Genomic DNA, 22,758 nt, shown 5'->3' with positions numbered 1-22,758 from the left:
TATTTGGGCTTCATACAAGTTGTTGTGCCTGTATAGGACAAGAATGAACTTGCCTGCACCATGAATGCTAATGGAACTACTGGACTTCCATAACCCGGAAGCGATACAATGCTAGTGACAAAACCTACACCGGGTGTACAGCCAGGAGGGTGTCAGCATGGAATATATGCGCAGGATGGCGGAAGAGAAGATACGCGAAGCGATCGAACGGGGCGAGCTTAAGAACCTTCCTGGAGAAGGCAAGCCCCTCAAGCTGGACGACCTGTCCCATGTGCCTGAAGAGCTGAGGTCAGGCTACATTATGCTTAAGAATGCCGGTATCGTGCCGGAAGAGGTACAGCTGGCCAAGGAAATGGTTACACTGCAGGATATGATCCGAATGGGTACGAGTGAAGCCGGGAAGGAAGAGCTGCGCAGACAGCTGACGGAGAAGCAGCTCCGTTACAGGCTGCTAATGGAACAGCGCGGCTTCACGGACAGCGGCGCATTCGGCCAGTATAAGGAACAAGTGAAGCGACAATTGGAAGGAGAGAGCAGAGATGTATCCAGAGATCACAACGACTGAATTGGCAGAGCGTCTTCGCAAGGGAGAGAAGCTTAATCTTGTGGACGTGCGCGAGCGGGATGAATGGCAGGAAGAGCATATCGCCGAGGCAAGACTGATACCGATGTCAGAGCTTGAAGACCGCCTCGATGAGCTGAATGCCGGTGAGGAGCCTGTCATTCTGATCTGCAGAAGCGGCGGCAGAAGCGGCAAGGTGTGTGACTATCTGCACGCTCAAGGTGTATCAGTGACTAATGTCACTGGCGGCATGCTGAGCTGGATGGAAGCGACCGTTTCCGGCGAATAAGGATGCAGACAGGCTGAACGGTAAGCGCAGCTTGACCGTTTAGCGATAAGTGCAGGCTGTAGACAATAAATGCCGTTCAGTGCTATAGTAACCATTGCAGAAACAACTTCATCGATTAGGGAACAGGTGCCGAATCTCCTGCCTGACAGGCGGGAGGCGGCTTAATAGGGAAGTCCGGTAGATTCCGGCACGGTCCCGCCACTGTAACGAGCTGCCTGCTTATGCCTATCGAGCATACAGGATGGACAAGCGCCGCGTTTTGCACCGGGTAACCGGGAGGACGTCCGCTTGCAAGGCTCTAGTCAGACACCTGCCTGAACCCGGATTAACGCTACCTACGCGGATCTAGGGAAGTGTTGGAGATTGACTCATGCCTTGCGAATCCGTCCCGCCTGGACAACCGGATACGTAGACGTTCTGCCTACTCGGCAGTTGAGACAACGAACATTTCCGACACTCCCGTCGGGAATGTTCTTTCTTTTTTTATCACTTATTTACTACAGGAGGATGATACACCATGACTGAACAGAACACGAAATTCCACTCCCGCTATAGGCAGGTACTCCTTACGGCTATGCTCGTACTGACGCTGGCCCTGCTTGCCGCCTGCGGAAGCGGCGATAAGACGGGGAACGGAAGCCAGACCAACACAGAAGCGAGCCAGCAGAGCGGGTCAACAGGAAACGCTGGTGCTGCGGATGAGGCGCCGGCTGAACCGGAAGCCGAACCGGCAGGTGAGACAACCTATCCGCTTACTCTGACTGATTCTACAGGCACCGAAGTTGTAATTGCACAGGAGCCTGAGCGGGTTGTGTCGCTGGTTCCGAGCGAAACGGAAATTCTGTATGCGATTGGCGCATCCGAGCAGGTAGCGGGCGTTGACGACAACAGCAATTATCCCGAGGAAGTAGCAGACAAGCCGAAAGTCGGCGGTATGGACACAAACATTGAGGCCGTGGCCGGACTTAATCCGGATCTTGTCATCGCGAACGGCAGCATGAATGGATCAACTGTTGAAGCTCTTCGCAAGATGGGAGTAACGGTGTTTGCTTCTGAGCCTAAGACAATCGAAGAGACGATTGCCCACATTGAGCAGATTGGCGTGATCGTGAATCGCCAGCAGGAGGCACAGGAAGTCGCGGAGGAAATGAGAACTGAGCTGCAGACTGTGCTGGAAGCTGTAAAAGGAGCACCGGTCAAGAAGGTGTATCTGGAATTCTCACCGGGCTGGACAGTCGGCAAGGGTAAGTTCCTTGACGAAGTGGTTACACTGGCAGGCGGTGAGAATGTAGCCGGAGACCAGGAGGGCTGGTTCGCGATGGATGCCGAGAAGATTCTGCAGGCGAATCCCGATGTCATTATCTACCCCGATATGGGCGAGGACACCACAATCATTGACGCCATCAACAGCCGTCCGGGCTGGAATGAAATCGCAGCGGTCAAGAATGGCGAGGTCCATGCAGTTTCCAATGATCCGCTTGTCCGGGTTGGCCCGCGTCTGACAGACGGCCTGCTTGAAGTCGCGAAGGCGATTCATCCGGACCGCTTCTAACAGACATACATCATGAAACTGAAAATAACAGCCTATGGAGGAGCAGCAATGCTTCTCCTTGCTGTATCTGTTGTTGTAACGCTGTCATTTGGCTCGGCGGGGCTTTCGGTTGGCAAAGTGTGGGCGATTCTTCTTCATCAGCTCCCCTGGAACGCAGATTCCCCGCCCCAGTGGACCAGGCTGGAAGAGGCCGTCGTCCTCCAGGTCAGACTGTCCCGGGTTATTCTGGCTGTATTAGTAGGCGCCTGTCTTGGACTTGCCGGCGCGGGGTTTCAGGGTGTGCTGCGGAATCCGCTGGCTGATCCCTACACGCTCGGTGTCGCTTCGGGCAGCTCGGTTGGTGCCGCATTTATCATTCTTATGGGCTTCCAGGCGGTGCTGGGCATGTGGACGGTTCCGGCCATTGCATTCGCGACCGGACTTGCGACGCTGCTTGCTGTATTCTGGCTGGGGCGAACCGAAGGACGGGTGGAGCTTGAAACGCTGATCTTATCCGGTGTTATTATACAGGCTTTTCTAGGCTCATTCGTATCGCTGATGATTTCCATGTCGAACAGCGTGGTGAATGAAATTCTATACTGGCTGATGGGCAGTCTTGCCAAGCGGGGCTGGGAGCATGTGCTGCTCATGATCCCGTTTGCCTTGCTGGGGCTGCCGGCAATCGCCGCATTTGCCCAGCCTATGAATCTGATGGTATTAGGCGAGCGGCAGGCCGCGCATTTGGGCGTACGCGTCGAGCGTACCAAGCTGGCAGTGCTCGTCATCAGCACGCTGTTAACCGCGGCAGCCGTATCGGTGACCGGTGTCATCGGCTTTGTCGGCCTGGTCGTGCCTCATTTGGTCCGGCTTATAGCCGGACCCGACTACAGGCTGATTGTTCCGCTGTCCGCCCTGCTTGGCGGCATTTATGTGCTGTGGGCTGACACGCTTGCCCGCATGGCGCTTAGTCCCAAGGAGATTCCGCTCGGCGTGCTTACCGCTCTAGTTGGAGCGCCTTTCTTTGCGTACTTGCTCAAGCGGCGCAAGGCCGGGCTTAAGGAGGGCAGCGCATGATAGAAGTGGAGCAGGTACATAAGCGTATTGGCAGCAGAGATATTCTGCAGGACATCTCTTTTACATGGAGAGAGAACAGGATGTACGGCATTATTGGCCCCAATGGTGCGGGCAAATCTACGCTGCTCAGTCTGCTGTCGGGGGTGGAGCCATACCAGTCAGGCCGGATCCGGCTTCGCGGCAGGCCGATCGAACAATATGGACGTAAAGAGCTGGCCCGCTGGCTGGCCGTGCTGCAGCAGGAAGCGCTGCCGAAGGCGGCTTTTACCGTGCGTGAGATTGTGGCTATGGGCCGTTATCCGTTTCAGAATTGGCTGGGCCAAGAGGAGGAGGATGCGGAGGAGCTGGTGGACAGGGCTCTAGAGCTTGTAGGCCTGCACGGAATGGAGAGCCGGCGGTTGAACCAGCTTAGCGGGGGCGAGAGACAGCGAGTGGCGTTAGCGAAGGTCATCGTGCAGCAGCCGCAGCTGATCCTGCTGGATGAGCCGACGACCTACCTCGACATCGGCTATCAGGTGCAGCTGCTCGATACGGTGCGGCGATTGCAGAAGAACGAAGGCTTGACCGTAGCAGCCGTACTTCATGACCTTAACTTGGCTGCACAATACTGTGACGAGCTCATCGTCCTTCAAGACGGCAAAATTGCTGCATCAGGCACGCCGGAAGAGGTGCTGACAGCGGATCTGATCCGTAGTGTTTACGGCGCGGATCCGATTGTGCTGCGGCATCCGGAGCATGGCGTTCCGCAGGTGCTGCTGCGGCGGGGCAAGGATTTAGAATGATGAGATGGGGAGAGTGCGAAGATGGGAAGAGAACAGGAACTGCGGGCCGTTATCAGTCGTGTAGGAGGACTCGATGAAGCTGCAGCTGCAGCGGCCGCCCAGCGTTTGGACAGCTTGACGAAGCCTCCGGGAAGCCTGGGCAGGCTCGAAGATATCGTTAAGCAGCTAGCAGGCATTACAGGACAGACCTTACCATCTGTTGAACGCAAGGCGGTTGTCGTGATGGCTGGCGACCATGGAGTATGCGAGGAGGGAGTCAGTGCATTCCCGCAGGAGGTCACCCCGCAAATGGTGGCCAATTTCCTCGCTGGCGGTGCGGCGGTTAATGTTCTGGCACGGCAGGCAGGCGCGGAGATAATCTGTGTCGATATTGGCATGGCCTCACCGCTGGAGCATCCCGGACTGCTGCAGCGAAATGTCAGGAGAGGCACAGCTAACATGGCGAAAGGTGCTGCCATGACCCGGGAAGAAGCGGTGGAGGCTGTCCTTGCCGGTGCCAGAATCGCGGAAGAGCTTGCAGGCAAGGGAGTGGAGCTGCTGGCAACGGGTGAGATGGGGATCGGCAACACAACTGCCAGTGCGGCAGTCTATGCGGTGCTGGCGGGCGTTCCGGTGGAGGATGCTGCCGGGCGCGGAACCGGTATCAGTGATGAGCGTCTGGGCCACAAAATCGAAGTGATCGCCCGGGCAATCAAGCAGAACGAGCCGGACGCTGCAGACCCGCTTGACGTGCTTGCGAAGGTCGGCGGGCTTGAGATCGCTGGATTGACAGGACTGATTCTGGGTGCTGCTGCCGAGCGAAAACCGATTGTCATTGACGGCTTCATCTCTTCCGCCGCTGCTCTCGCGGCTGCCCGGCTGTGTCCTGCCTCGGCAGCTTATATGATCGGCTCCCATCAGTCGCATGAGCGTGGTCACAGCAAGCTGTTGGAAGAGATTGGACTGGCGCCGTTCCTCAAGCTGGATATGCGGCTTGGTGAAGGGACTGGCGCCGTTCTGGCCTTTCATCTTATAGAAGCGGCTGTTCGCCTTCAGTCCGAGATGGCAACCTTCGAGAGCGCCGGTGTAACGAAAGGCTAGGTGATTAAAGCAATGGCCTATCTTGTAACTGGCGGCGCGCGCAGCGGGAAGAGCGGTTTCGCCGAGGAGCTGGCGTCCAGGCTGGGCAGCCGGGGAATCTATGTGGCGACTTCTCAGCCTTATGATGGCGAGATGGAAGAACGTGTTGCGCTGCATCAGGCTGCGAGGATGGAATCTGGCTTCTCCTGGGAGACGATTGAGGCGCCGCTGCGTCTTGCGGATTTACTGCTGCAGCTGGATGAGAGTCACGCCGCTGGAGGAGAAGAATCCGATGCGCCGTCCATCCTCGTGGATTGCTTGACGTTATGGTTGACGAATCAGATGCTGCTCCTGGAGGAAAACATGCAATTGTCACGTTCTGAGCGGGATGAGCAGCTGAATGCCAAGATGGAAGAGCTGGCTGCCGCCGCTGCGGCTGTCCGCTGTCCGCTTATTCTGGTGACGAACGAGGTTGGCAGCGGAATTGTACCGGAATATCCGCTTGGCCGCCGGTTCAGGGATCATGCAGGACGCCTGAACCGGCGAATAGCTGAGGTTAGCGAACGGGTTTTTCTCGTGACGGCGGGGATACCGGTAGATTTGAAGACAGTTGCGTTCCGCTGGGAGGAGCTGTAGAACATGCTGGTTCACTCTCTGCCTGATATAGCCCTGTTGATCAGCTGTGCAATAGTTGTGGATTGGGTTGTGGGCGATCCAAGGTGGCCTGTACACCCGGTTATTCTGATCGGAAGGCTGATATCCCGTCTGGAGAAGCGGTTATACCGCTCGCCGGAGGAGGGAGGAACGGCTTCGGGCCAGCGGCTGCGCGGCGCACTGCTCGCTCTGATTACGATACTGGCTTCCTTCGGCATTATGGCGGCAATCATATGGACCGGATACCGGATTCATACATGGCTGGGATTTGCGCTTGAGGTGTGGTTCATATCAACGACGATTGCTGCGAGAGGGCTGAAGGATGCGGCGATGAAGGTTTACAAGCCTCTCAAGGCCGGTGATATGGAGAGCGCACGCCTGTATACCGGCTATATTGTCGGCAGGGATACGAATGATCTCACAGAAGCGGAAACTGCGCGGGCAGCGGTTGAGACAGTAGCGGAAAATACAGTAGACGCATTCGTATCTCCTCTGATCTTCGCACTGCTCGGCGGGGCGCCGCTTGCCATGCTGTACAGGTCCGCCAATACGCTGGACTCAATGGTGGGATACAAGAACGGCAAATACATAGATTTTGGCTGGTTCTCGGCACGTTTAGACGATTGGCTGAATTTCATTCCGGCCCGGCTCACCGGGCTGCTGCTGGTGCTATCGGCGGCTGTCTGCCGGGGCATGTCAGCGGCACGGGCATTGCGCTCCATCAGGCAGTTTGCCCGGCTGCATCCAAGCCCGAACAGCGGCATTCCGGAATCGGCAGTAGCTGGTGCCCTGGGTATTGAGCTTGGCGGAATCAACCGGTATTTCGGTCAGCCTAACGAGCGGGCCAGGATGGGCTGGCCGATTCGGCCGCTGAATCGCGAAGACATAATGGATGCCTGCAGGCTGTTATATATCGTAAGTGTAATCTGGTTCGCGGGAGGAGCGGTGATATGGCTGTGGCTGCATTAAAAAGCGCACTGCAGGGTCTTGTCATGGCCGTGCAGTTCTTGACCCGGTTTCCGGTACCGGTCGCCGTACCGTTCGATCAGAGAACGGCGGCGTGGAGCACGCTGTTCTTCCCGGTGAGCGGGGCGTTGATTGGCCTGACGGCAGGAGGAACAGCATGGCTGCTTGCGGAGTGGCTCCCTGTGCTGCCGGCTGCTGTCATTATTACCGGGCTGTGGACCATGCTCACGGGCGGCCTGCACATGGATGGCTGGATGGACACAGCGGATGGCGTACTCAGTCATCGTTCGCGGGAAAGAATGCTCGAAATTATGAAGGACAGCCGGGTTGGGGCGATGGGCGTCATTGCCGCCGTCCTGCTGCTGCTGTTCAAATTTGCGGCGATAGCCGCGCTGCTGGAGATTGGACGAAGCCTGGCAGCTGCCGCCGTACTGGCATGTGTCCCTGTCTGGAGCCGCTGGTGGATGACCGTATCAATTGCCGGCTGGCCTCATGCGCGCACAGAAGGACTTGGCCAGCTGTATCAGAAGGTTGGCTTCAAGCATGCATCGGCTTCGGCTGTCACCGGCCTTGTAGTGACGGCTGCCATTATGATGCTGGCCGGGAGAGCGGATCTGCCAGGTATTTACGGCTGGAATGCTGAGATTAGCAGCGGCGCTGGAAATGTTGGCGCAGCAGGCTCCATATGGCTCAGTCTTCTGCAGTGGCCGCTGCTTGCCGTGCTGTTCGGGCTGCCTCTAGCCTGGTGGCTGGCCCGCAAGCTTGGAGGGCAGACGGGTGATACATACGGCGCCCAGAATGAGTGGGTTGAGGCGGGGCTACTGCTTGCGGCAGTTATTGCTCTGTCTCCAGCATGACCCGATCAGCAAGAGGAGGATGAGAATGCTTGAGAGGTTTGGACATGGCGGGGACCTGTTAACCGCGCAGGAAGCATTTGGCGGAACAGCCGCGGATTTTCTCGATTTCAGCTCCAATATGAACCCGCTTGGTCCGCCGCAGGCGGTTCTCGCTGTTATACAGGACTATGCACGGATCATAACAGCTTATCCGGATCCCGCATCGAGAAGACTGATTGCCAAGCTTGCCAGCCTGCATGGTGTGCCGGAGGAGAGTGTGCTGATCGGCAATGGAGCGGCGGAGCTCATTGACCTGATTATACGCGTAAAGCAGCCGAAGGCGGCAGCAGTACCGGCGCCAAGCTTTATTGAATACTCAGATGCTGTACACAAGGCCGGGGGGCAGGTATGGAATGTGCCGCTGCTTGAAGAAGAGCAGTTTGCCTTCAATGAGAGAGCGGCGGACTCGGTGGAGGCCAGACCCTCTCTATGGATATTCGGCTCTCCCAACAATCCGACCGGACGGCGGGTAGAGCCTGCGCTCATCCGGCGCCTCCTGGATGACGGCCATACGGTCGTGCTTGATGAAGCATTTATAGATTTCATGCCAGATGGAGAAGCGGCGACTCTGATTAAGGAAGCGGCAGTTCATGAACGGCTGACGGTGCTTCGCTCGATGACGAAATTCTATGCGGTACCCGGAATCAGGCTGGGATATGCGATAGCCCATCCTGATGTTGTCCGGGGAATGCGCTGGCTTCAGGTGCCCTGGAGTGTCAATTCGCTGGCTCAGGCAATTGGCGAGGCGGCGCTGGAGGACAGCGGATTTGCCGAGAGGACCCTGGAGTGGCTGGCCGCTGAGCGTCCTTATCTGGCGGAGCAGCTTGGCCGGCTGGGACTTCGGGTGTATCCCGGCGAAGCGAACTATATCTTATTCTCTCTGCCCACGGAGACAGGGCTGACTGCGGGTGATCTGCAGCGGGCGATGGGGCGGAAGGGCGTGCTGATCAGGGATGCCTCCTTGTTTGCCGGGCTGGGTTCCCAATACTGCCGTGTAGCCGTCAAGCTAAGGAGAGATAATGACCGTCTGCTGGCTGCGCTGCAGGCTTGTCTGGCATCTGATACTGGAAAGGCTGGTGCAGGGCTTGAAGTTAAATGAACGTGCTCATAAGGCTGTGACGCTGATGGTACAGGGAACAACGTCCGATGCAGGCAAAAGTCTGCTGACCACGGCGCTCTGCCGGATCTTTACCCAGGACGGCTATCGGACAGCACCATTCAAATCACAGAACATGTCGCTGAATTCCTATGTCACCTGGGATGGCAAGGAAATCGGCCGGGCGCAGGGCATGCAGGCTGATGCGTGCGGGATTGCGGCGACCACAGATATGAACCCGATTCTGCTTAAGCCAAAAGGAAATATGACCTCGCAGGTCGTGGTTCACGGGAAGCCGCTGCGGGATTATAACGCTAGAGCGTACAGAGAAGAGTATCTCGCAGAGGCTGAGGCAATTGTGCAGGACGCAATCGGCAGATTAAGAGATTCCTATGATATCGTTGTATTGGAGGGGGCAGGGAGCCCCGTGGAAATTAACCTGAAGGACCGGGAAATCGTCAACATGCGGATGGCAGCATGGGCGGAAGCGCCTGTGCTGTTAGTCGCCGATATCGACAGAGGCGGAGTATTCGCTTCGATTGTCGGCACGATGGAGCTGCTGGAGCCGCATGAGCGGGACCGGGTTGCCGGGTTTGTCATTAACAAATTCCGCGGAGATGTTTCGCTGCTGCAGCCTGGGCTGGATTTCCTGGAGCAAAAGACAGGCAAGCCGGTGCTTGGTGTCATACCCTATCTCGATGCATTGGGTCTCGAGGATGAGGATTCTCTCTCGCTTGACAGCCGGGTGGCCAGAGACGGGCTCATCTGCAGCGGCAGCAGGGCAGGCACCGGGGCGGCATCCGGCCTTCAAGAGGGCTGCGGCTCTCCTGACGGACTGCTTGATATCGTGGTTCTCCGCCTGCCGCGCATCTCCAATTTTACTGATATAGATCCTCTGTATTACGAGTCCGATGTCCGGGTCCGGTATGTGGCGGAGGCATGCGACTTTGGACGGCCTGATGCTGTGATTATACCCGGAAGCAAGAACACCGTAGAGGACTGGCTGTTTCTTCAGCAGAGCGGCCTGGCCGGACGGCTTCATGAATATGCCGCAAGCGGCGGCAGGGTAGCCGGCATATGCGGAGGATACGAGATGATGGGCAGCCGCCTGCTTGATCCAATGAAGATAGAGTCGGATAAGGAAGAGACAGCGGCATTGAACTGGTTCCCGTTCGCAGTCGTATTCGCTGCTGAGAAGAGAACGGTCAGGGTGCAGGGTGAGGCCCGGCTGCCGGGCTGGCAGGACAAGCATCCCATTGCCGGTTATGAGATTCACATGGGAGAAGTCCGCAGTGAGGGAGATTACGACCAGCCGTTCCTGCTTGCACGGGAGGAGGCGCATGTACGGACATGGAGCGGACAGAATCAAGATGAACCTGCTTATGCCGAGGGTGCGGCAAGCGGGGATGGCAGAATCTGGGGCACCTTTCTGCATGGTGTTCTGCACAACGATGATTTCCGCAGAGCCTGGCTGAACGAACTGCGGGCAGCACGCGGACTGCAGCCGATTAAGCCGCTGCTGCGTTTCAGAGAGCGGCGCGAAGCCGCGTTTGACCGGCTGGCTGACCATGTGAGGCAGCATCTGGATATGGATGTAATTTATACGATTGCGGGACTGGGGAGGAACGAATAATGCAGCCCTTTCGCACAGAACGCTTGTATCATGCAGAGTGCTGGCCTGAGCTGACATTCGCCCTCCGGGAAGATGCTATTCGTGTGACGGGTGCAGGAACACTCGAATGCACCAGCAGCGCTATTCTTAATGGCGGATTCTGTCAAGCTGATACATTCATTAACCGGCGGGTAGAGCTTGATTATGACTGCTCAGATCCGGTGACGGATCTGCAGGGCTATGTATCCATACAGGGCATGAGCGTTGCCCGTACAATCGGCCTGCTGACCGCAGCGGACTTGACGCGTGCTTCTGTCCACGAAGCAGCTGGAGAAGGCTTCAGAATGGTTGTATGCACAACTGCTGGACTCGGCAACGCTGCCAAAGCAGGGATTCCCCGCGCCGTCTTCCCATCCTATCGACCGGGTACAATCAACACCCTGATTTTTCTGGATGGTCTGATCTCGCCTGCCGCCATGCTGAACCTGATGTGTACAGCTACAGAAGCCAAATCTTCGGCACTATGGGATCTTGATGTTCGAGATGCAGAATCGGCGGGCAAGCTCGCAACAGGTACAACGACCGATGCGCTTGTGGTTGCCGCTACGCAGAGCCGTAGATACGGCGTCGAGCATGTGTATGGCGGAACGGCGGCGGCAGTCGGGCATGCGGCCGGCCGGCTTGTCTATCTGACGGTTAAAGAATCCGCTTCGTATACCGATAAATAGTTAGTCACCCGGCTTCAAGGCTCGAATAAGAGCGCCCAGGGTGCTATACTGTTCACTAGGCATCGTACATACTTCTAAGGGGTTACAATTATTCATGAATAAATATCGGGATATGCTAATCGCCCATCTTATCCGCCAGCTTGAGATATGGTTTGAGGAATCAGAGTCCATATCGGCCGCCGAAGTTCATATGCTCCTGCACACGGTTAAGGGAACCGCGGGAACGATTGGGCTGTCAGATCTTCAGGAAGCAGCCGAGCTGCTCATGGAGAAACAGAAGGACATCGAGGACAAATGGTGGGCGCCCGCTGAACTGCGGACCTTCATGGTTGATTTTGTGAAAATTGTATACAACTATCACAACAATGAAGAGCTGCGGATGGACGGGGAGGATTTATCGTCTGCCGTTATTGACAAGCTCAAGCCTCTCGTTCTGATTTTGGACGATGATATAACACTTCTTATGTATTTGAAGGAGCAGCTCGAACAGTGCGGCTGGGTGGTGGTGGCTACCCGGAGTCCTGATAAAGCCATTTCCTATTTCCACAATTTGAATCCCGATTGCTTCATCATTGATTATTTCCTTCCCCATACGAACGGACTTCGGGTGATGGAATCGATTCAGGATATTATCCGCAAGCAGCTGGCCTCTACGATCATGATCAGTGTAGACAACGATAGGGAGACACGGCTGAATGCCTTCCGGATGGGGGCGGATGATTTTCTTCACAAGCCGCTTGATATGGAAGAGCTCATCATTAAGCTGCAGCGCAAATTTGAGAAAAAACGCTGGATCGATCAGTCGCTCTTTATCGATGAGCTGACCGGGGCCTACAACCGCAAATATTTGGCCGATCACTATGCCAAGCTGCAGCTGGAGTATGAGCGCAGCAAGAAGGTATTCTCGCTTGTCGTAATTGACCTGGACCACTTCAAACAGATCAATGACGTCCACGGGCATTTGATGGGCGATTATGTGCTGTCTCAATTTGCCGAGTATATGAAAACAAATATGCGCCCTACGGATGTATTTACACGTTATGGGGGCGAGGAGTTTGTTGTGCTGCTGGACCAGACGAGGGGTATTGAAGCAATGCAGGTAATCGAGCGGCTGCGGAAGGGTTTCGAACGCCTGGTCTTTACATCCAATTCGGAGCGGATCCCAGTCACGTTCTCTGCGGGAATTGTGGAGTACTCTGGCGAGTACGCAGAGATGAAGGATTGGCTGTCACGGGCTGACCAAGCGCTGTATTTAGCCAAGCGAGAGGGCCGGAACCGGGCGGTCATGGCGGATTCGAACAGTATGGAGCTGCCAGGATGTGTCCTTCGAGTGGCGGTAATCGATGATGATCCGATTGTCCGCACCATGCTGGCGGAGAGCCTGCAGAGCCTCCTTGGCCAAACGAAGAATGCCGATATCCGGACTTACAGGGGCGGAGAATCGTTCTTTGAAGACGCGTGGCACACGGGCGGCGAGTCCTATTTGATTGTGCTCGATGGCATGCTGCAGGGAATGGACGGGCTTGAAGTATTGGAGAGAATTCGTATGATCGATAAGCCTTCCCGTTATCTGGTCATCATGCTGACTGCAAGAGGCAGTGAGGATGATATCAAGAAGGCGCTTGATCTGGGCGCGGATGATTATATGACGAAGCCGTTTAGTCTCGAAGAGCTGGAATCCCGGCTTATTCGTCTGGCAGGCCAGCTGGGTTGACGCTAGATTGTGCTGCAGAATAGATGAGGAGGGATTCCGTGCTGAGAATTACCGGTTTCCACGCTGGCCGTGAGCCAGCCCTTCTTGAGCGTGTCGAGGAGCTGCAGAGCCATACATTTGACTGGGTATGGGTGGATTTTGACAGGCCGTCTGCTGAAGAAACGGAGCTGCTCGATACGTATTTCAAATTTCATCCGCTGGCGATAGAAGATTGCGGGCATGAACTCCAGCGGCCCAAGTGGGATCAATATGAAGACATGCATTTCTTCGTGCTGCATGCCCTGCAGCCAGAAACGCTTCAAGTAGAAGAAGTCAACCTGTTTGTAGCAGACAGGCTGGTCGTGACCTACCACCTGCAGCCTTCCCGGGCAGTCGAGGAAGCTTGGCGCAAGCTCGTTAATCAGCCCAAACATCAGCGGCGGGGGCCGCTGTTCGCAGCTTATATTGTCATGGACAAGCTGGTGGATTACTATTTTCCCGTTGTCTATGAACTTGAAGACCAGCTGGCGGAGCTTGATGACCTGGACCGCAGGGACTCAGGCAAGCAGTTGATGGAGGAAGTGTTTGCGATTCGCTCCCGGCTGCTTAAGCTGCGCAAGACAATGGTCCCGATGAGAGAGCTGCTGTACCGGATAATCAATACGGAGCGCATACCGGGCATTAAGGAGCACCGGGCCTTTTTCACTGATGTCCATGACCACCTGCTCCGTTTAAATGAAATGATCGATTCAAGCAGGGAGTTGACCGCCGATATAAGGGACAGCTATCTCTCCTACAATTCGGACCGGATGAATACAATTATGAAGACCCTGACGGTCATTACGACAATATTTATGCCGCTTACGTTCATTGCGGGTCTGTATGGCATGAATTTTGCGAATATGCCGGAGCTGGAATGGCGCTGGGGGTACTTTGCAGTTTTGGCGGTGATGGCGCTGCTTGGGTCAGGCATGTTTGTGTGGTTTAGGCGCAAGGGCTGGTTTCGCTAGACAGATTCAACAGCAGGCTTAACCTTTCTTAGAGGTGAAGCCTGTTTTTCTGTATGATTCCTGTCCCTGTATCCATAATAATTCCAGCAACGTTAAGAAAACCTTAAGCATCCCTTAAACATTCTTATAAAGTGTCCGGAACCGGGACAACGGCTGAGTTTCTCGTGTATAGTGGGAATAAAGCCGTATTTTTGTGTTGATAAGGAGAGCTGACGTATGATGAACCGCCGGATATTAATCGTGGACGACGACCGGGAAATTGCGGAGCTGATTGATATTTATTTGCGGAATGAAGGTTATGTGACCGAGCTGGCACATGATGGGCAGCAGGCCCTTGACGTGTTCGAGCGGCAGCCTGCCGATTTGGTGGTGCTGGATATTATGATGCCGCATATCGACGGTCTGGAAGTGTGCAGGAGGCTGAGGCGCGAAGCCAGCATACCGATTCTGATGTTAAGTGCTAAGGCAGAGGATATGGATAAAATACTCGGTCTCATGACCGGGGCGGACGATTATATGGTGAAGCCGTTTAACCCTCTTGAGCTGGTTGCGCGCGTAAAGTCGCTTCTTCGCCGTTCATTCCAATACAGCGCGGCGGGACCTGTGGAGAAGGAAGAGGCGGGCATCGTACGGCTGGGTCCGCTGCGGATTGACAAGGCCACGCATTCCGTTCATGTGGATGGACGGGCGCTTCATCTGACGTCTACAGAATTTGGCATCCTGCATTTGCTGGCTTCATCTCCGGGCAGGGTGTTCAGCGCTGAGGATATTTTCCAGCAGGTGTGGAAAGAAAAGTATTTCGAATCCAATAACACCGTGATGGTACATATCAGCAAGCTGCGTGACAAGCTGGAGCAGGAGACAGGAGACAAGCTGATTGTTACTGTATGGGGAGTTGGATATAAAATTGAAGGCTAACAAAACGAACGGCATGATGCTGCGCTTCATCGGCCAGCTTATCCTCAGTGTTATCTTGTCTGTTGTGACGGTTTATTCGATGATTATCCTGGGTGAGCGGGTGACACGTGATATTTATTTTGCCCGTTCATTCGCGATCGAGGTGCTGCGCACCTTCGGAGAAGGCTTTGTGATGCTGGCCAGCTGTGCGTTCTTCTTCGTGATGTATCTGTGCTTGTTCCAGTGGAGATGGTACCGGTATGTAAATGAAATCAATAGCTCGGTCATGCATATTGCCGAAGGGAATTTCGATCACAAGGTTCCCGTGAGGCAGAACAACCCGCTCGGGGACCTTGCCTTCTACACGAACAGGCTGGTCACCCAGCTTCGCAAGTCACTGGACGAAGAACGCAAGGCAGAGCAGACCAAGAACGAGCTGATCACGAATGTATCCCATGATCTTAGAACGCCGCTTACTTCCATTCTCGGGTACCTGGGATTGGTCGAGCAGGACAGATACCGTGATGAAGTGGAGCTGCGCTATTATATCCAGATTGCCCATGATAAGGCCCGGAGGATGAATGTGCTGATCCAGGATTTGTTTGAATATACGCGTATGCGGCATGACAGTGTCCCGCTTAGGCGGCTGAGGTTCAATCTGGTTGAAATGCTCGGTCAGCTGCTGGTGCACTTTCGCGTTGCATTGGATGAAGCGGGCGTGACAGGCAATTTGCGTGCCGGAGCTCAGCATGTCTATGTGTTTGGTGATCCCGACAAGCTGGTAAGGGTCTTCGAGAATCTGCTTCATAATGCAGTCATCTATGGAAAAGACGGCGGACGTGTAGATGTGGAGATTCGCACTGTGCTTGAGGATGCAGTCGTCGAGGTGATAAATTACGGCGATCCGATCCCGAGTGTGGATCTTCCCCACATCTTCGACCGCTTCTACCGGGTGGATAAGTCCCGCGCGGAGCATACCGGGGGCTCGGGTCTTGGACTAGCCATTGCTAAGAGCATCGTGGAACGTCATGGCGGCTCGATTGGAGCGAGCAGCGACAGCGCCCAGACCGTATTCCAGGTTCGTCTGCCGCTGTATAAGGAGGACCAGGAGAACAGCCGCGCAGTGGTTAACGGGGCTGTCGTCAAGTAGTTCTGATCACTTGTTTAGTAATAGCCTTTGCTGTGCGGATTGCGCAGCAAAGGCTGTTTTTGTGACCGGAAAGCAGCTGATGCTGCCGGATTCTGTCCAAAATAATAGAACGATAAGGCAATCTTAAGAATTTCTTATGAATTGGTTAGCCTCTTCTTAAATCTCCTCATCTACAATGAAAACAGTCAACAAAGAGTGCGGAAGCCTTGCTATTGGGGGCGTAGAAGTTGAAGCAAAGCATTGTGGAATGGGGAGAGTGAAGAGTGATGTTTAAACAGGTGGCCATGCTGCTCTGTGTAGCTGCAGCAGCAGTTGTCGGCTTTAAGTGGATATCGGCGGAGCCAGCCCTGTCAGCAGAGCTGAAGCCGGAGTTAACGGCAGCATCGGCAATTTTGATGGATGCAGATTATGGAACAGTGTATTATGAAATGAATGCTGATGATGCGCTGCCTCCGGCCAGCATGTCGAAGATGATGACGGAGATCGTTCTCCTGGACCGGATTAAGGATGGCTCGATCGCATGGGATGATAAGGTTACGATAAGCGCTTATGCTGCCAATGTGGTTGGGGCAGGGACAGGAGCAGCGGAAGGCCAGCAGCTGACTGTAAGGGAGCTGTTTGCCGCGATGACGGTGCATTCAGCTAATGATGCCGCTGTGGCACTGGCCGAGCATGCAGCAGGTACGGAAACACGGTTTGTGGAATGGATGAACGCCAAGGCGCAAGTAATCGGCTTGTCTCAGCGTGCTTTCTTTGCCAATGCGACGGGCTTGTCGTCGGCTGACCTGGTTGCCTTCGCGCAGGCGGCTTCCCATGGGGAAACAAGCTTGACAGCCAGGGACACAGCGAAGCTGGCGGCTTATCTGGTGAATGTGTATCCGGATGTGCTGGATGTGTCCAAACGCAGTGAGGTAACGGTTGACCAGAGCCGTATCGTTCTGAGCACGACGAACATGATGCTCCCGGGAGAAAATCATGCTTACCCTGGAAGCGACGGGCTAAAGACGGGGTATACGCAGCGGGCAGGCTACTGCTTCACTGGCACGGCGGAACGGAATGGGAAACGCCTGATTGCCGTCGTAATGGGGACGCCTACGAGCGATGCGCGTTTCACGGAGACGAAGAAGCTGTTTCACTACGGGTTCGGACGGGATACAGCGGACAGCTGGAAGGCTATGCTGAGAGCAGTGCTTACTTAAATAAGGTCGGAATTGAGACCGGCGGCGCACGGGCAATCGTGGCTGTCGGTTGTTTTTTGCTTAAGCGATTATTACAATGGACAAATGAACAACAACTTTGCCTGACACAGGAGTGATTGGAGCGAGTGGAAAAGCTAAACAGGCCAATTCGGAATTCTGCCCGGGCGGTAATCATCCAGAACGGTTGTGTACTGCTCACCAAAAACAAGGATGATGGCGGCTTCTTCTATCTGTTTCCCGGCGGCGGCCAGGAGCATGGCGAGGAGCTTCGTGATGCGGTTATGAGAGAATGCATAGAGGAAACAGGGCTGCCCGTCAAGGTGGGAGACCTCATTCACGTGCGGGAGTACATAGGAAGCAACCATGAATTCTCGGAGACAGATGCAGGTATCCATCAGGTGGAATTCTTCTTCTCGTGTGAGCGGGAGACGGACGGCCCCGAGCCGGTAATGAACGGGGATCTTCCGGATTCTTATCAGGTAGGTGTCGAGTGGGTTGAGGTTGAACGGCTGGCAGACATCCGCCTGTATCCGGCGAGTCTTGGAGATAAGCTTGCGGGGAAGCGGGACCTGCCCTGCTATATGGGAGATATCAATTAGGCTGGCCGGCAGGCCTTTGGCAGTACTAGCTGTGAAGAAGAGGGGAACGAGGTATGCTGCAATCTGCTTTGCCTGTGGACTTGGTGCTTCCTGAGCTGACATCAGCGCTTGCCAGGTCATCGAATGCGGTTCTGGTGGCTCCTCCGGGAGCAGGTAAAACGACCCGTGTGCCGCTCGCTGTGCTGGAGGAGCCCTGGATGGCCGGGAAGAAAATTCTGATGCTGGAGCCAAGGCGTATGGCGGCCAGATCGGCCGCGCATTACATGGCTTCCAGTCTGGGGGAGAAGGTTGGCGGAACGGTGGGCTACCGGGTGCGAATGGACAGCCAGACAAGCAAACATACACGGATAGAGGTCATAACGGAAGGTATTCTAACCCGCATGCTGCAGACCGATCCTTCACTTGAAGAAGCCGGAATTGTCATCTTCGATGAATTTCACGAACGCAGTCTTCAAGCGGATCTTGGATTGGCGCTCTGCCTGGAGGCGCAGCGGGTTCTCCGGGAGGATCTCCGTCTTCTTGTCATGTCCGCAACTATTGAAGCAAAACCGGTTGCCAGCCTGATGGGCGGTGCGCCCGTTATTATCAGTGAAGGAAAACGGTACCCGGTCGAGACCCGGTATTATCCCCGGCAGGGAGCCGCTGAACAGCTGGCTCAGCACACGGTACGGGTGATTAAGCACGCCATTGCACATGATTCCGGCGACATCCTGGTCTTCCTGCCGGGAGAAGGAGAAATTCGGCGGGTGCAGGGCTTGCTGTTAAGCAGCGGTCTCCCGGATGCTGAGGTGCTTCCGCTTTATGGAGCACTGTCCCAGGAGGCTCAAGAGAAGGCGCTGGCAAGGGGAGCCGCTGGCAAGCGGAAAATCGTGCTCTCCACCTCTATTGCGGAGACGAGTCTGACGGTTGAGGGCGTCCATGTGGTAATAGATGCCGGGCTTATGCGGGTGCCGCGTTTCTCCCCGCGTACCGGTATGAGCAGACTGGAGACCGTGCAGGTGTCAGCAGCCTCTGCCGAGCAGAGAAGAGGGCGTGCGGGCAGGCTGGGTCCTGGGGTATGCTACCGGCTCTGGACAGAAGAACAGCAGCAGCAGCTGGAACCAAGCGGCAAGCCGGAGATGATGGAGACGGATTTGGCCCCGCTTATGCTCGAGCTTGCCGCGTGGGGCACACATGACCCTGCGCAGCTTTCATTCCTCGACCAGCCGCCTGAGGGTGCCGTTAACCAGGCTGTGGAACTATTGCAGCTGCTGGGTGCGATGGACAAGAGCGGCCAATTGAGCATCCACGGCAGGAAGATGGCTGAGCAGCCGCTGCATCCGAGGCTGTCGCACATGGTATTGCGGGCCATGGAACATGAAGAACGGCTTGGAGTTCTGGCCTGTGATCTGGCTGTCCTGCTCGCCGAACGGGATGTTCTGCGATGGCAGCAGAAGGACGCTGCTGAAGCGGACATTGTGCTGCGTCTGCAGGTTCTCCGGGCTGCCGGCCATGAGGGTGAGACGGCATTTCGGGGCGGACTGGCGGAAATGAAGGCCGCGAAACGTCTTGTGCAGGAAGCTTCGCGTCTTAAACGAAGCTTCGGATTACAGCAAGCGCTAAGTGACGGCAGCTATGATCATTTAAGCGGTGTCCTGTTGGCTTACGCTTATCCGGATCGCGTGGGCATGCCGCGCCGCAGCGGAGGCGCAGGGCTTCAGTTAAGCGGAGGCAGGGGGGCGGTATTGCAGCCGGTTCAACCTCTCTCGGCAGCCCCGATGCTGGCAGCTGCCGAGCTTGACGATACGGGAACAGCTGGGCGCATACGGCTTGCTGCCTGGCTGGAGCCTGCAGAGCTGGAGCGTTATTTTGCGGATTCCATTAAAGAAACAAGGTCGGTGTTCTGGGATGCGCAGTCAGGCACTGTCAGGGCAAGACTTTACCGGACCTTTGGCTCGTTAATTCTGCAGGAGCGGACACTTGCCAGACCAGATCCGCAGGAGGTTGCAGCCGCTTTGATGGAAGCGGTAAGAACGGAAGGGCTGGACATCCTCCCATGGAACAAGACAGCAGTTGCGTACCGGCAGCGGCTCGCATTCCTCCATCAAGCGGATGCTTCCTGGCCGGATGTATCGGATGAAGCCCTGCTGGAGAGGCTGGATGACTGGCTGCTGCCTTTTCTTGACGGGCTTGGCAGCCGCAATGATCTTCAGCGTCTTCAGGTTCAACAGGCTCTGGAGGCTCTGGTTCCTTGGGACAAACGGCAGCGTCTGAATGAAGGCGCCCCGACGCACTGCACGGTTCCAAGCGGGTCGCGTATCCCGGTTGATTACAGTGACCCTTCTTCACCGGTTGTGGCGGTGCGCCTGCAGGAGCTGTTCGGCCTGCACACTACACCGCTTATCGGCTTCGGTCGTATGCCCGTAACGCTCCATCTGCTGTCTCCGGCCAGCCGCCCGGTGCAGGTGACACGTGATTTGGCCAGCTTCTGGCGCAATACGTATCACGAAGTGAAGAAGGACCTAAAGGGCCGCTACCCTAAGCATTATTGGCCGGATGACCCGCTGACCGCCGTACCTACGAACCGGGTTAGGCCCAGGCAGCAGGGATAACGTGCAAGCCGGCAGGCAGGGCTCAGATTGGCTGAGTTGTAGTGGACTGGAGGATTGGTGATTGGTCTGGGCCGGACTGGTCTAGGCTCGACTAGTGGTCTAGTCTGGATTGGGCACTGTACTGTACTGTACTGGGGTTCTTGCCGTTGGGTTAGTGTTTAAGGTTGCCTTAGAATGGCTGCGTCCCAAGCTGTATACATTGGACAGTATTGTCCATATTAACAACTGGGTTACGCGGAAAGGAGGGGGAACCATGACATCGAACCACAAGCAGGATCAAGCTCAAAACTCGGCTGAACATGCGCATCGCGCTGTTATGCAGGCGGAGGAGCACCCATCCGAGCAAATGATCGACCAAGCTTCGCACTCGCTTGTTCATGCCGAGGCAGCTATGCACCAAGCCGATGAGGCAGGCTCCGGACAATCGATGGAGGCAACGAAGAGTCAGCTGCGAAAGGACCGCAACCGTCTGGAGGGCAACTGATTCATTAAAATTTTTAACTGACAAATAGGGGCGTCCCAAAAGTCTTAACGACTTAGGGATGCCCCTACTTCAATTACAAAACAGACAACACCATAAATTCTAAACATTCCTGTCTGCGCTAAGATTCCGTCTTAGACAAAAAAAGGGGCGCCTCGTATGATGGGGGTAGGGGAAATCGGAAGCCCTAATAACCCATCAGGAGGCGCTTACTATGAAGTCTACTGTAAGAAACGCAACAAATCAACGTATTGAACGAATTACCATGCAGCATGTTGTTGTGGGAATCGACATCGCCAAGGATGCGCACGCCGCGCAGATCACGGATTTCCGTGGACGTTCGCTCACTTCGAAACACCTGTCTTTCACCAATTCACTAGAAGGCTTTGAGAGGCTCCTCGATTGGATCAAGAAAGCGCAAGCGAAGCACAGTCTCACCTCTTTGCTTGTAGGACTGGAGCCAACAGGACATTACTGGTTCAATCTTGCAAACTGGCTTCTTCAGCAAGGGATTGAGGTCGTGCTGGTTAACCCGGTCACGACGCATCGCAATAAGGAAAATCGGGACAATAGTCCGTCCAAGAATGACCCTAAGGACGCCCTAGTCATCGCGGATGTAGTCAGCAGAGGCTATTACACCGAATATTCACCCCATGCAGCTGTGTTCAGGCGGTTAAAGACACTTATGAGTGACAGAGAATTTTGGGTAAAGCAGTCTGCCTGTTTTGCCAATCGCATCATTCGCTGGATTGACCTTTACTTTCCGGAATTCCGTCAGGTTTTCCCGAATTGGGCGACTCTCCGTTCACTGGCATCACTTAAGGCTTTCCCTTTGCCGAGCGACCTTGAAGGGCTGGATGTCGATGCTGTCATCGCCCAGTGGCGAGATCAAGGCATGAAGCGTGCCTCCGGTGTCAGCGGTAGAGCCAAGGCAGCAGAGCTTCTGGCGGCTGCAACGCGCAGCATTGGAGATAGACAAGCCCTGCAGGAAGCCAGAGATGACATTGACCGTCTGCTTGCTGCCTATGAGCATACGGCTGCCATGCTCGATGACATAGAACAGGCACTTGAGTTATTACTGGCAGACATCCCCTTAATAGAGCAACTGCGGAGCATCCAAGGGCTTGGCACCATTGCCTTGGCCGCCATTTTGAGTGGTACGGGCGATTTGCGTCATTACGCTCACGGTCAGCAAATACTGCGACGCGCCGGTCTCAATCTGGCTGAGCGAACATCTGGCAAGTTCAAGGGGCAGGTCAAGGTCTCCAAACGCGGAGACAGCACTTTGCGTAAACATCTATACTGGGGCATGTTGAGTTTGGTTCAGCGGCATCCTGACTTCAAGCAGTGGCATGCGAATAACCGGGCAAGGGGAATGAAGAAGCAAGCCTCACTTTTCAAACTAATCGGCAAACTGGCACGCATTCTCGTTGGTATGGCGCAACGGGGGGAGTCCTACCGTGAATGCGCAGACCTTGTAGCCGCTTAAAGACCGCAACCCACTACTAACCTCCAAGTTTCGCTTACGAGGATTGACTCATTCGCGGGATTTTCGGCATAACACGCACAAGAGAACCGAGTATGAGTTTCGGAAGGGCATAGACCCGTTATCTAAACGAGATCGGTCTCCACGCCATGGACAGGTATAACGAAGGAATGTGAGGGCATAGACCCGTCGAGATATGGGAGGGTGAACCTCCATGGGCCATGTGGGGTTGTGCAGGATAGCGTTTTCAAAGGGCACGTAAATCGCTGCCTCTGTTCCTGCATGTCCGCAAACCGATCCATGGGTCAATTGCCCCCCTCACGTCCAACCATCTAACCACTCCAAAACGTGAAATCCTGCGAATGAGTGAGCATTCGTGAGAAAACTCCTTAAATACGAGGGA

21 protein-coding genes and 1 riboswitch are annotated in these 22,758 nt (G+C 55.2%); all 21 genes read left to right on the top strand.

The window, feature by feature from the left end; genetic code table 11:
- Positions 1–157: 157 nt before the first annotated feature.
- The 21 genes from DNH61_RS08485 (at position 158) to DNH61_RS08385 (ending at position 22,358) form a co-directional block, all read left to right on the top strand.
- Positions 158–565, top strand: coding sequence for a DnaJ family domain-containing protein (locus DNH61_RS08485; protein WP_111146232.1), 408 nt, complete (start codon positions 158–160; stop codon positions 563–565).
- A complete protein-coding gene (locus DNH61_RS08480) occupies positions 540–851 on the top strand; it encodes a rhodanese-like domain-containing protein (RefSeq protein ID WP_111146231.1) in 312 nt (103 codons plus the stop codon). The genes DNH61_RS08485 and DNH61_RS08480 overlap by 26 nt, the downstream gene beginning before the upstream one ends.
- A gap of 107 nt (positions 852–958) precedes the next feature.
- A riboswitch (cobalamin riboswitch) is annotated at positions 959–1,183 on the top strand.
- Positions 1,184–1,368: 185 nt separating this feature from the next.
- Positions 1,369–2,403, top strand: coding sequence for an ABC transporter substrate-binding protein (locus DNH61_RS08475; RefSeq protein ID WP_111146230.1), 1,035 nt, complete (start codon positions 1,369–1,371; stop codon positions 2,401–2,403).
- Positions 2,404–2,415: 12 nt separating this feature from the next.
- Positions 2,416–3,456, top strand: a complete 1,041-nt coding sequence (locus tag DNH61_RS08470; RefSeq protein WP_111146229.1) for a FecCD family ABC transporter permease — start codon at positions 2,416–2,418, stop codon at positions 3,454–3,456.
- Complete coding sequence (locus DNH61_RS08465; RefSeq protein WP_111146228.1) at positions 3,453–4,238, top strand: heme ABC transporter ATP-binding protein; 786 nt, start codon at positions 3,453–3,455, stop codon at positions 4,236–4,238. Before DNH61_RS08470 ends, DNH61_RS08465 begins: the two co-directional genes overlap by 4 nt.
- A gap of 21 nt (positions 4,239–4,259) precedes the next feature.
- Positions 4,260–5,318 carry a nicotinate-nucleotide--dimethylbenzimidazole phosphoribosyltransferase gene (gene cobT, locus DNH61_RS08460; RefSeq protein WP_111146227.1) on the top strand — a complete coding sequence of 353 codons (1,059 nt, stop codon included), beginning with the start codon at positions 4,260–4,262 and terminating at the stop codon, positions 5,316–5,318.
- A gap of 12 nt (positions 5,319–5,330) precedes the next feature.
- Complete coding sequence (gene cobU / locus DNH61_RS08455) at positions 5,331–5,933, top strand: bifunctional adenosylcobinamide kinase/adenosylcobinamide-phosphate guanylyltransferase (protein ID WP_111146226.1); 603 nt, start codon at positions 5,331–5,333, stop codon at positions 5,931–5,933.
- Between the two features lie 3 nt (positions 5,934–5,936).
- On the top strand, positions 5,937–6,920 hold the full coding sequence (cbiB, locus tag DNH61_RS08450; protein WP_111146225.1) for an adenosylcobinamide-phosphate synthase CbiB: 984 nt from the start codon (positions 5,937–5,939) through the stop codon (positions 6,918–6,920).
- The gene (locus DNH61_RS08445) at positions 6,902–7,774 is read left to right on the top strand and encodes an adenosylcobinamide-GDP ribazoletransferase (RefSeq protein WP_111146224.1); all 873 of its coding nucleotides are present in this window, start codon (positions 6,902–6,904) and stop codon (positions 7,772–7,774) included. The genes cbiB and DNH61_RS08445 overlap by 19 nt, the downstream gene beginning before the upstream one ends.
- 25 nt (positions 7,775–7,799) lie before the next feature.
- On the top strand, positions 7,800–8,912 hold the full coding sequence (gene cobD, locus DNH61_RS08440) for a threonine-phosphate decarboxylase CobD (RefSeq protein WP_111146223.1): 1,113 nt from the start codon (positions 7,800–7,802) through the stop codon (positions 8,910–8,912).
- Positions 8,833–10,542: a cobyric acid synthase gene (locus DNH61_RS08435; protein WP_111146222.1), complete on the top strand. Its 1,710-nt coding sequence runs from the start codon at positions 8,833–8,835 to the stop codon at positions 10,540–10,542. The genes cobD and DNH61_RS08435 overlap by 80 nt, the downstream gene beginning before the upstream one ends.
- The gene (locus tag DNH61_RS08430; protein ID WP_111146221.1) at positions 10,542–11,249 is read left to right on the top strand and encodes an adenosylcobinamide amidohydrolase; all 708 of its coding nucleotides are present in this window, start codon (positions 10,542–10,544) and stop codon (positions 11,247–11,249) included. Before DNH61_RS08435 ends, DNH61_RS08430 begins: the two co-directional genes overlap by 1 nt.
- Before the next feature lie 94 nt (positions 11,250–11,343).
- The gene (locus tag DNH61_RS08425) at positions 11,344–12,963 is read left to right on the top strand and encodes a GGDEF domain-containing response regulator (RefSeq protein WP_111146220.1); all 1,620 of its coding nucleotides are present in this window, start codon (positions 11,344–11,346) and stop codon (positions 12,961–12,963) included.
- Positions 12,964–13,001: 38 nt separating this feature from the next.
- Positions 13,002–13,952, top strand: a complete 951-nt coding sequence (corA, locus tag DNH61_RS08420; RefSeq protein ID WP_245948052.1) for a magnesium/cobalt transporter CorA — start codon at positions 13,002–13,004, stop codon at positions 13,950–13,952.
- Positions 13,953–14,168: 216 nt separating this feature from the next.
- Positions 14,169–14,870 (top strand): response regulator transcription factor, encoded by a 702-nt coding sequence (locus tag DNH61_RS08415; RefSeq protein ID WP_425452230.1) that lies wholly within the window; start codon positions 14,169–14,171, stop codon positions 14,868–14,870.
- Complete coding sequence (locus DNH61_RS08410; RefSeq protein WP_245948051.1) at positions 14,860–15,999, top strand: sensor histidine kinase; 1,140 nt, start codon at positions 14,860–14,862, stop codon at positions 15,997–15,999. The genes DNH61_RS08415 and DNH61_RS08410 overlap by 11 nt, the downstream gene beginning before the upstream one ends.
- 266 nt (positions 16,000–16,265) lie before the next feature.
- Positions 16,266–17,198: a D-alanyl-D-alanine carboxypeptidase family protein gene (locus tag DNH61_RS08405; RefSeq protein ID WP_111146218.1), complete on the top strand. Its 933-nt coding sequence runs from the start codon at positions 16,266–16,268 to the stop codon at positions 17,196–17,198.
- A 125-nt stretch (positions 17,199–17,323) separates the two neighbouring features.
- On the top strand, positions 17,324–17,797 hold the full coding sequence (locus tag DNH61_RS08400; RefSeq protein ID WP_111146217.1) for an NUDIX domain-containing protein: 474 nt from the start codon (positions 17,324–17,326) through the stop codon (positions 17,795–17,797).
- A gap of 53 nt (positions 17,798–17,850) precedes the next feature.
- Positions 17,851–20,388, top strand: coding sequence for an ATP-dependent helicase HrpB (gene hrpB / locus DNH61_RS08395; protein WP_111146216.1), 2,538 nt, complete (start codon positions 17,851–17,853; stop codon positions 20,386–20,388).
- Positions 20,389–20,641: 253 nt separating this feature from the next.
- On the top strand, positions 20,642–20,872 hold the full coding sequence (locus DNH61_RS08390) for a hypothetical protein (protein ID WP_111146215.1): 231 nt from the start codon (positions 20,642–20,644) through the stop codon (positions 20,870–20,872).
- Positions 20,873–21,083: 211 nt separating this feature from the next.
- Positions 21,084–22,358 (top strand): IS110 family RNA-guided transposase, encoded by a 1,275-nt coding sequence (locus tag DNH61_RS08385; RefSeq protein ID WP_111145096.1) that lies wholly within the window; start codon positions 21,084–21,086, stop codon positions 22,356–22,358.
- Positions 22,359–22,758: the final 400 nt, after the last annotated feature.

Origin of the sequence: Paenibacillus sambharensis, from assembly GCF_003233845.1 — a bacterium.
Lineage (GTDB): Bacteria > Bacillota > Bacilli > Paenibacillales > Paenibacillaceae > Paenibacillus_I > Paenibacillus_I sambharensis.
This window is presented reverse-complemented; position numbering and strand designations above follow the sequence as displayed.

Excerpts from the sequence above, each read along its gene's own strand:
- DNH61_RS08485 (WP_111146232.1), top strand. The coding sequence starts at position 158 with ATGGAATATATGCGCAGGATGGCGGAAGAGAAGATACGCGAAGCGATC.
- DNH61_RS08480 (WP_111146231.1), top strand. The coding sequence starts at position 540 with ATGTATCCAGAGATCACAACGACTGAATTGGCAGAGCGTCTTCGCAAG.
- DNH61_RS08475 (WP_111146230.1), top strand. The coding sequence starts at position 1,369 with ATGACTGAACAGAACACGAAATTCCACTCCCGCTATAGGCAGGTACTC.
- DNH61_RS08470 (WP_111146229.1), top strand. The coding sequence starts at position 2,416 with ATGAAACTGAAAATAACAGCCTATGGAGGAGCAGCAATGCTTCTCCTT.
- DNH61_RS08465 (WP_111146228.1), top strand. The coding sequence starts at position 3,453 with ATGATAGAAGTGGAGCAGGTACATAAGCGTATTGGCAGCAGAGATATT.
- cobT (WP_111146227.1), top strand. The coding sequence starts at position 4,260 with ATGGGAAGAGAACAGGAACTGCGGGCCGTTATCAGTCGTGTAGGAGGA.
- cobU (WP_111146226.1), top strand. The coding sequence starts at position 5,331 with ATGGCCTATCTTGTAACTGGCGGCGCGCGCAGCGGGAAGAGCGGTTTC.
- cbiB (WP_111146225.1), top strand. The coding sequence starts at position 5,937 with ATGCTGGTTCACTCTCTGCCTGATATAGCCCTGTTGATCAGCTGTGCA.
- DNH61_RS08445 (WP_111146224.1), top strand. The coding sequence starts at position 6,902 with ATGGCTGTGGCTGCATTAAAAAGCGCACTGCAGGGTCTTGTCATGGCC.
- cobD (WP_111146223.1), top strand. The coding sequence starts at position 7,800 with ATGCTTGAGAGGTTTGGACATGGCGGGGACCTGTTAACCGCGCAGGAA.
- DNH61_RS08435 (WP_111146222.1), top strand. The coding sequence starts at position 8,833 with ATGACCGTCTGCTGGCTGCGCTGCAGGCTTGTCTGGCATCTGATACTG.
- DNH61_RS08430 (WP_111146221.1), top strand. The coding sequence starts at position 10,542 with ATGCAGCCCTTTCGCACAGAACGCTTGTATCATGCAGAGTGCTGGCCT.
- DNH61_RS08425 (WP_111146220.1), top strand. The coding sequence starts at position 11,344 with ATGAATAAATATCGGGATATGCTAATCGCCCATCTTATCCGCCAGCTT.
- DNH61_RS08415 (WP_425452230.1), top strand. The coding sequence starts at position 14,169 with ATGATGAACCGCCGGATATTAATCGTGGACGACGACCGGGAAATTGCG.
- DNH61_RS08405 (WP_111146218.1), top strand. The coding sequence starts at position 16,266 with ATGTTTAAACAGGTGGCCATGCTGCTCTGTGTAGCTGCAGCAGCAGTT.
- hrpB (WP_111146216.1), top strand. The coding sequence starts at position 17,851 with ATGCTGCAATCTGCTTTGCCTGTGGACTTGGTGCTTCCTGAGCTGACA.
- DNH61_RS08390 (WP_111146215.1), top strand. The coding sequence starts at position 20,642 with ATGACATCGAACCACAAGCAGGATCAAGCTCAAAACTCGGCTGAACAT.
- DNH61_RS08385 (WP_111145096.1), top strand. The coding sequence starts at position 21,084 with ATGAAGTCTACTGTAAGAAACGCAACAAATCAACGTATTGAACGAATT.